Annotated in this window: 5 protein-coding genes and 2 pseudogenes; 4 read left to right on the top strand and 3 right to left on the bottom strand. The window is 69.1% G+C overall.

The window, feature by feature from the left end; genetic code table 11:
* Positions 1-90: pseudogene (locus ACFWUZ_RS35940) on the bottom strand (IS5/IS1182 family transposase); the annotation flags it as partial.
* Between the two features lie 282 nt (positions 91-372).
* Here ACFWUZ_RS35940 and ACFWUZ_RS35935 point away from each other — a divergent pair.
* The gene (locus tag ACFWUZ_RS35935) at positions 373-801 is read left to right on the top strand and encodes a hypothetical protein (RefSeq protein ID WP_384382272.1); all 429 of its coding nucleotides are present in this window, start codon (positions 373-375) and stop codon (positions 799-801) included.
* 577 nt (positions 802-1378) lie between these two features.
* Here the strand turns inward: ACFWUZ_RS35935 and ACFWUZ_RS35930 are convergent.
* Complete coding sequence (locus tag ACFWUZ_RS35930) at positions 1379-1774, bottom strand: hypothetical protein (protein WP_384382270.1); 396 nt, start codon at positions 1772-1774, stop codon at positions 1379-1381.
* A complete protein-coding gene (locus ACFWUZ_RS35925; RefSeq protein ID WP_384382268.1) occupies positions 1771-2055 on the bottom strand; it encodes a hypothetical protein in 285 nt (94 codons plus the stop codon). The genes ACFWUZ_RS35930 and ACFWUZ_RS35925 overlap by 4 nt, the downstream gene beginning before the upstream one ends.
* A gap of 253 nt (positions 2056-2308) precedes the next feature.
* Between ACFWUZ_RS35925 and ACFWUZ_RS35920 the strand changes: the two are divergent.
* The 3 genes and pseudogenes from ACFWUZ_RS35920 to ACFWUZ_RS35910 all read left to right on the top strand — a co-directional run.
* Positions 2309-2443: pseudogene (locus ACFWUZ_RS35920) on the top strand (IS5/IS1182 family transposase); the annotation flags it as partial.
* A 184-nt stretch (positions 2444-2627) separates the two neighbouring features.
* Entirely contained in the window at positions 2628-3128 is a 501-nt protein-coding gene (locus ACFWUZ_RS35915; protein ID WP_384382266.1) for a hypothetical protein, read from the top strand.
* A 92-nt stretch (positions 3129-3220) separates the two neighbouring features.
* A partial coding sequence (locus ACFWUZ_RS35910; protein ID WP_384382274.1) for a tetratricopeptide repeat protein occupies positions 3221-4928 on the top strand: 1708 nt, incomplete at its 3' end.

Here is a 4928-nt window from a genome sequence, read left to right as displayed (position 1 = left end):
CCGGTCCGCCACCGGCCGCGGCCCTGGTGACCTCGCCGGCCAGGGCGGCAGCAGCGGCTCGATCAGCGCCCACAAGTCGTCGTCCACGATCCACGACCGAGTACTCACATCACCACGAACGGCCGAATCGTCACACCGGTCACGGCTGACCAGAGCATCTCATCAAGATCGTGTTACGAGCTCTTACGTGTTCCACGAAGTTTACGCAGATGGTCGATATGCGTACGATCCCACCATGTCCCTGGATCCCATACCGTTGGGTGACTATGAAAGGGCTCTTCGTTCCCAGAATCCGGGCGAGCGTGTCATTCGGCTCGACGGGGCGTATCCAGCGACCGCAGGGTCCGATCCTTATAGGGGGAGGAATTGGCGATGAATAGAGAAACGGGTGAGGCAAGTGGTGACCGTAGTCTGCATGCGAAAGATGTGCTGAGTCGCTTCGGATTTCTTTCGTGGTTTCGATGCCCTCTGGAGAGGCATCCTCAACTTGGAATTGTTCAGGTTTCGCATGTCGGATGGCGCTTCTCCGCTCCCCGTGACGATCTGAAGAAAGTCTTCGAAGAAGTGGCGAACGCGGCGCCGCGGCATGTTGAATGGACTTTCAAGGCGCAGAAAAATTGGCTCATCCTTCCCCTTCTCCTAAGCGAAGAGACCCATAGGAATGGAGGTGATTTCGGCGCGGCGCAAAGTCTCCTTGTCGAGGATCAGGATTTCTGCATCGCTGCCTCAAAGGACTTGGACCTGATTCTGGCTGCGTTGGAATTGAAGGTCCCCGTGAACGGCCCGCGACACGTGGAGTAATAGGGGAGGGCCGGAGAGGGCGTTTCGCGTACCTCGACCAGGTCGTCAGTATCGAGCGCCTGGTCCTGGACGTACGCCGCGTCGCCTCCGACTCCTCCTTCCTCAACTTGCGCCTCGCGGTCCGTCAGCTGGCGGGATCCGCTACTCGAAGCGAGCGGTGTTCGGCGCTGGAGACTGGCGCTCTTGCACACCCCGTTCACAAGGCGGCCCCGACGCGCGGTAGGACATGTGAACAGGTCATCGGAGCCAGCCAAGACGTCGCCGAGGCCGCCGCCCTCTACCGGGCCTTCCGCCCCTTGTCGAGCAGCAGGTGCGGCTGTCGCGGGGGTCGTGCGCCTTTGCGGGGGAGCTGCCTGCGGGTCTCAGAACAGTCAGCAGTCCGGCCGCCTCTCCAGTTCTTTGAGTACCGCTTCGCTCGCCACCGTGTATGCCGCGGCCGGCGCCAAGCACACCGGCACCGGCCAAACCGGCCTGCGCCAGGCTGCTGTCTGCCTCATCTCGCGCGGATCCCAGTCGGATCTACTGCGGCAAGCTGATCGGCCCCTCGGCGGGCTTCTTCCCGCTGCCTGAGGGCGGGTCAGTGGAATCCGAGCATGCCGGGGGTGTCGATGCCGATGGTGAGGATGCCGGGCGGGTAGCGGTTCTCGTCGTCGGTCAGGAGGATCGGCATTCCGCCGGCGCCTGTGCGGCGTAGCGCGGTGTAGAGGGCGTGGCAGGTGTCCATGCCGCCGTATCCGTCGCGGAACATCGTGCCCACGGCCGGTGCGTCGATCTGTCCCAGCGGCTCGACATCGGTGCACGGGTATCCGAGAACGGCGTGTGAGGCTCCTGAGCGGGCGGCCTCGGCCTGCGCCAGGCACAGCGCCGGCACGACGAGCCGGTCTCCGCTCGCGGTGACGTTGACCGCGAGCGCGTTGAGCGCCTTGTGTCCCGAGGCCAAAGCGGTCACGGCGCTGGTGTCGAGAATGATCACGCGGCATTCCTGCCTGGCATGGCCAGCACCTTGTCTGCCGCGATCCGCCGCAGGTTGCCAAGCACATCCAGCGCAGCGAATTCCTCATCGCTGACGTCGACACCGATCACCTCACGCGCATGCGCCCGCGCTGCCGCGACCTGCTCGGCCCGCTGCGCGGCAGTGGGCTCCAAGGCCGCGAGCGCGTCGACAAGCTGGCCGATGCTCAGCCCACGCTCTTCAGCGAGCTCCGCGAGGTGGTCGCGGGTCTGCTTCGTCACCTGGATCGTCGTATTGGCCATAGATTGACCATAGCACTTCTATAGCCTCGGGGCTGATGGTCGCCGACCTGGCGAGCGACCGGGACCGGTCTGGTTCCGCCGGCAGACGGGGGAGAGGGCCTGTGGCCGCGGGCCGTTATGGGGGCGGGACCGGTCGGTGCGCGCTGGGGCGGCGGAGCGGCTGACGGAGGCCCTGGGGGTCCCTCCCCGCCCTCTCGCAGCCCGAACGGAGTCCGGAGTGGATCTAGGCGCCATCGCCCGGACGGACACAGCCATCCTCCGCGACTGCCGCCTCAAAGGCGACGGCGTCCACCACGCCATGCTCGGCATAGCCCGACTGCACAACCTCGCCTCGCCGGATAGGCCAGTGGACCGGCACGCGGCCGACCACGCCCGAGGCAACTCGTAGATCATTTACGGGACAAGCCTTGGGCAAGTTGTTCGCGCACAGCTCGACACCGGCCGCTGTGGGACCGAGGCGTCGAAGACCGGGCAGACGCCTGACGGCCGATGCGCGTTCTGCCCTCGATTTAGAGTCTGTCGAGGCGGTTCGGTGCGGTGCCCGGCTCGGTACGCTTTACCGGCATAGGGACATGGGGCTGGCCGCCATGCAGGGGGATGACATGTTGGATCAGGCGTTGGTTGTTCTGGCTTCGGCATTTGGGGCGGCGGTGGCTTCGGCGGCCGGCACCGAGGTTTGGTCGGGATTCCGAGACCGGGCGGCCCTGATCTTCGGCCGCCGGGACGCGCGGGAAACCCAGGTGGTCCTGGAGCGATTGGACCGGGCGGCCCTCGAACTGGACCGCGCCGACCCCGGTGGCGCCGACCAGGTCCGTACCCGGCTGGAAGCATCCTGGCAGGCCCGGTGCGAGGACCTACTGGAGAGTCTGGGCGAGGCGGACCGCGAGGAAGCCGCCGGGCAACTGCGCGAACTGGTGGGCCGGCAGGCCGCCGGCGCAGTCACGGCCGGGGACGACGGTATCGCCATCGGCGGCAACGCCGACATCAAGGCCGACCGCGGGTCGGCGGCCGCTCTGCGCATGGGCGACGTGGCTCTCGGAAACCCTCCGATGCCGGGTCCGGAGCAGCGCTGACCGCACCCGGCGCCAGCCAGGCCCCGCACATCTCTGCACAGACATCGCTCTACGCGCAGTCCGGCGCCCTGGTGGTCGGCCGCGCCGATTCGGTGACGCACCATGCCGCGCCGCGGGCACCGCTCTCCTGGCCGCGGCTGGTCGGCGTGGTCCCGCGGCAGGCGGACTGCTTCCAGCACCGCGATGCCCTCGATGCCTTGGAGCGAGCGGTGGCCGGGGGTGGGACGGCGCTGCTGTGCCAGGTGCTGTCCGGGACCGGTGGGGTCGGCAAGACTCAGCTCGCCGCCCACCACGCCCGCACCGCGTGGCAGGCCGGGGCGGTGAATCTGCTGGTGTGGGTCACCGCGACCAGCAGGGACGCGGTCCTGAGCGCCTACGCCGAGGCCGCTGTCACGGTGACCGACCCCGACGACCCTCAACGCGTCGGCCTCGACGACCCTGAGCGGGCCGCCGTCCGCTTCCTGGCCTGGGCCCAGTCCACCGACCGGCGATGGCTGATCGTGCTCGACGACGTGAGTGACCCCGCGCACCTGAACGGCACGGACGGACGGAGTGACCTGTGGCCGCCCGCGCGCCCGAACGGCCGCACGGTGGTCACCACCCGCCGCCGCGACGCCGCCCTGCCCGGCCACCTCATCGACGTCGCCCTGTTCACCAAGAGCGAGGCCGTCGGGTACCTGAGGGCCAAACTCGCCGCCCAAGGCCGCCACGACGACCCCGGGCAGGTCAAGGAGCTCGCCCGCGACCTGGGCCATCTGCCGCTGGCCCTGGCCCAGGCGGTCACCTATCTCCTCGACCTCCACCTGGACTGCGCCACCTACCGCGCACGGCTGGCCGACCGCGCCCGTACGCTGCCCGACCTGGTCCCCGAGGACAGCGGCCTGCCCGACGCCCACCGCGCCACGGTGGCCGCCACCTGGTCCCTGTCCATCGAACACGCCGACCGGCTCCGCCCGACGGGCCTGGCCCGCCCCATGCTCCACCTGGCGGCCCTGCTCGACCCCAACGGCATCCCCGCCACCGTCCTGACCTCACCCCCAGCCCTCGCCTACCTCACCGAACACCGCACCCCCGACGGTGACACCGATCCCGACGTAACCCCGCGCGCGGTCGGGGCGGACGATGCAGCCGACGCTCTGCGCTGCCTACACCGGCTCAGCCTGGCCGACCACACCCCCAACACCCCTCACCAGGAGGTGCGCGTCCACAACCTCGTCCAACGTGCCACCCGCGAAGCCCTTACCCCCTCCGCACGCGACACGGCGGCCCGTACCTGCGCCGACGCCTTGCACGAGGCCTGGCCCGAGGTCGAACGCGACACTGCCCTCGGCCAGGCTCTGCGCGCCAACACCGCCGCCCTGACTGCCCACGCCGCAGACGCCCTGTGGCAGCCCGACGCCCACCCGGTTCTCTTCCACATCGGAAACAGCCTCGGCCACACCGGACTCGTCACCGCCGCCCGCGCCTATTTCCAGGACTTGCACACCGCCGCCCGCCAGAACCTGAGCCCCGACCACCCCGACACCCTGACCGCCCGCCACAACCTCGCTTACTGGCAGGGGGAGGCGGGGGATGCGGTCGGGGCCGCCACCGCATTCGCCGAACTGGTAGCCGACCGGCTGCGGGTGCTGGGCCCCGACCACGTCGGCACTCTGACCGCCCGCCACAGCCTCGCTTACTGGCGGGGGGAGGCGGGGGATGCGGTCGGGGCCGCCACCGGATTCGCCGAACTGGTAGCCGACCGGCTGCGGGTGCTGGGCCCCGACCACCCCGGCACCCTGACCACACGGGCCAACCTCG

It is taken from the genome of Streptomyces sp. NPDC058646, from assembly GCF_042716875.1.
Taxonomy (GTDB): Bacteria; Actinomycetota; Actinomycetes; order Streptomycetales; family Streptomycetaceae; genus Streptomyces.
This window is presented reverse-complemented; position numbering and strand designations above follow the sequence as displayed.

What these genes read in the sequence shown, in the direction of transcription:
- ACFWUZ_RS35925 (WP_384382268.1), bottom strand. Translation starts at nt 2,055, where the DNA reads ATGGCCAATACGACGATCCAGGTGACGAAGCAGACCCGCGACCACCTC.
- ACFWUZ_RS35915 (WP_384382266.1), top strand. Translation starts at nt 2,628, where the DNA reads ATGGGGCTGGCCGCCATGCAGGGGGATGACATGTTGGATCAGGCGTTG.
- ACFWUZ_RS35935 (WP_384382272.1), top strand. Translation starts at nt 373, where the DNA reads ATGAATAGAGAAACGGGTGAGGCAAGTGGTGACCGTAGTCTGCATGCG.